Source organism: Rhodoferax sp. (assembly GCF_037143375.1).
Classification (GTDB): Bacteria; Pseudomonadota; Gammaproteobacteria; order Burkholderiales; family Burkholderiaceae_C; genus Rhodoferax.
Genome location: NZ_JBAWYV010000256.1, coordinates 1 through 2,849 on the forward strand (window position 1 = coordinate 1; position 2,849 = coordinate 2,849).

2 protein-coding genes and 1 pseudogene are annotated in these 2,849 nt (G+C 59.9%); 2 read left to right on the forward strand and 1 reads right to left on the reverse strand.

The genetic code is table 11. The features are described from left to right. Positions 1–244 (reverse strand): annotated as a pseudogene (locus tag WCG50_RS18650) (ABC transporter permease); the annotation flags it as partial. A gap of 60 nt (positions 245–304) precedes the next feature. Between WCG50_RS18650 and WCG50_RS18655 the strand changes: the two are divergent. Together WCG50_RS18655 and WCG50_RS18660 are read left to right on the forward strand one after the other, a co-directional pair. Further along, positions 305–1,420 carry a substrate-binding domain-containing protein gene (locus tag WCG50_RS18655; RefSeq protein ID WP_336901099.1) on the forward strand — a complete coding sequence of 372 codons (1,116 nt, stop codon included), beginning with the start codon at positions 305–307 and terminating at the stop codon, positions 1,418–1,420. Between the two features lie 203 nt (positions 1,421–1,623). Next, on the forward strand, positions 1,624–2,849 hold a 1,226-nt coding region (locus WCG50_RS18660; RefSeq protein WP_336901100.1), incomplete at its 3' end, for an aldehyde dehydrogenase family protein.

Genomic DNA, 2,849 nt, shown 5'->3' on the forward strand with positions numbered 1-2,849 from the left:
AGACCATCAGCCCGACCACCACCGAGGGCACCGCCAAAAAGGTATTGAGCACGGTTAGCAGTGCGGCCCGACCGGCAAAGCGCGCCACCCCGAGCCAGGCGCCAAAGACCAGACCCAGCACACAGGCGATGAGGCACGCCGTGGCGCTAACCGCCAGCGAGCGGCCCACAATCGACAGCAAGCCGGGATCGCAGGAGACGATAAGTTGCAGCGCAGCGGCGGCGCTTTCGGTAATTGAATTCATGTGGTCGGATAAGTTGCGGTATCGTAACCACCGACTTAATTACCGGCGATATGAAACGTTGTGCATAGGCTTCAATTCCACTACACCCTCTCCCGCGACAGCAGCCCGGCGCTGGTCCGCAACCCCTTGATCGACTTGCTGCAGGCGGTTTCCACCCAAGGCTCCATCTCTGCCGGTGCGCGGGCACTGAACTTGTCTTACCGCCACGTATGGGGCGAACTCAAGCGCTGGGAAAAGGAGCTGGGCCATGAACTGGTGGTGTGGGAAAAAGGCCAGTCGGCGCGCCTGACCGAATTTGGTGCCAAGCTGATGTGGGCCGAGCGCCAGGCGCAGGCCCGACTCGCCCCCCAGATTGAAGCCCTGCGCGCTGAACTGGAACGCAGCTTTGCCGTGGCCTTTGACGACTCTACGCATGTGGTCACGCTCTACGCCAGCCACGACGAAGCCCTCACCGCCCTGCGCGAGCACGCGCTGCAAACCACCCGCGAACAAGGGCCCGGCCAGCTTCACCTCGACATCCGCTTCACCGGCAGCGTGGACGCGATTCGGGCCCTGAACGAAGGCCGCTGCGTGATGGCGGGCTTTCACACCTTGCAAAACACCGGCCCCAAGACGCTGACCGAGCGCACTTACAAACCTCTGCTGCAACCCGGCCAGCACAAGATCATTGGTTTTGCCCAGCGCAGCCAGGGCCTGATGGTGGCCCGTGGCAACCCGCTGGCGCTCACTTCCCTGCACGATGTGGTCCGCACACAGGCCCGCTTTGCCAATCGGGCCTTGGGCACCGGCACGCGCGTGGTGCTGGACGACTTGCTGACCCAAGCCGGGCTGGCGGCCAGCAGCATTCAGGGTTATGAACACACCGAACCCTCGCACGCTGCCGTGGCCCATGCTGTGGCGGCTGGGCAATGTGACGCGGGTCTGGGCATCGCGGCAGCGGCCCATAGTGAGGGCTTGGACTTTGTTCCGCTGGCTGATGAACGCTATCACCTGGTGTGCCTCAAGTCGGCCCTGCAGCAGCCCGGCATAGGCGCCCTCCTGAAGCTCCTGAAAACACCGGACTGGCAGCAGGTAGTGGACGGAATTCCGGGCTACGCAGCGGCGCAAAGTGGGGAAGTTTTGTCGATGCGAAAGGTGCTGCCCTGGTGGACTTACCCTATGAATCGGCCTGCATAGACTGTACTTTGTGTCACTGTTCCGTTATGGAACAGTTGTCGCACATTGCCCGACGATGGCACAGGCAAAACCCCGCGTAAGTCCTTAGAAAAATCGCTCAATTTGCCCTCTTTCAGACCCCAAACGGGCTGGCACGGGACTTGAGTATCAAAGTTACCCGCAAGGGAAACCGATTGATTTTTTTATAAATTCGAGGACACACCATGATCTACGCAGCACCCGGCGCCGCCGATGCAAAAATCGCTTTCAAGGCCAAGTACGACAACTTCATTGGCGGCAAGTTTGTGGCCCCGATCAAAGGCGAGTACTTTGACGTCATCACCCCCATCACCGGCAAGCCCTACACCAAGGCTGCACGCTCCAGCGCTGAAGACATCGATCTGGCACTGGACGCCGCTCACGCTGCCGCCGATGCCTGGGGCAAGACTTCGCCTACCGAGCGCGCCAACCTGTTGCTGAAAATAGCTGACCGCCTCGAAGCCAACCTCGAAATCCTGGCTTACGCTGAAACCGTGGACAACGGCAAACCGATTCGCGAAACCATCAACGCCGACATCCCGCTCACGGTCGACCATTTCCGCTACTTTGCCGGTTGCGTCCGTGCCCAAGAAGGCGCCCTCTCCGACATCGACGGCGACACCGTGGCCTACCACTACCACGAGCCTTTGGGCGTGGTTGGTCAGATCATCCCCTGGAACTTCCCGATTTTGATGGCCGCCTGGAAACTGGCCCCCGCCATCGGCGCCGGCAACTGCGTGGTCTTGAAGCCCGCTGAATCCACCCCCATCAGCATCTTGATTCTGGCCGAATTGATTGCCGACTTGCTGCCACCGGGCGTGCTCAACATCGTCAACGGTTATGGCCGCGAAGCCGGTATGCCACTGGCCACCAGCAAGCGCATCGCCAAAATCGCCTTCACTGGCTCTACCACCACAGGCCGCGTGATTGCACAAGCTGCCGCCAACAACCTGATTCCTGCCACGCTGGAACTCGGCGGCAAATCGCCCAACATCTTCTTTGCCGACATCATGGACAAAGACGACGGTTTTCTGGACAAAGCCATCGAAGGCATGGTGCTGTTCGCGTTCAACCAGGGCGAGGTTTGCACCTGCCCATCACGCGCGCTGATTCAGGAATCGATCTATGACAAGTTCATGGAACGTGTGCTCAAACGTGTGGCCGCCATCGTGCAAGGCAACCCGCTCGACACTAACACCATGATGGGTGCGCAAGCGTCCAAAGAGCAAATGGCCAAAATCATGTCCTACATGGATGTCGGCCAACAAGAAGGCGCTGAACTGCTCATCGGCGGCAAACAAGCGCATCTGGATGGCGATCTGGCAGGCGGCTACTACGTGCAGCCTACGCTGTTCAAGGGCCACAACAAAATGCGCATTTTCCAGGAAGAAATTTTTGGACCGGTGCTGGC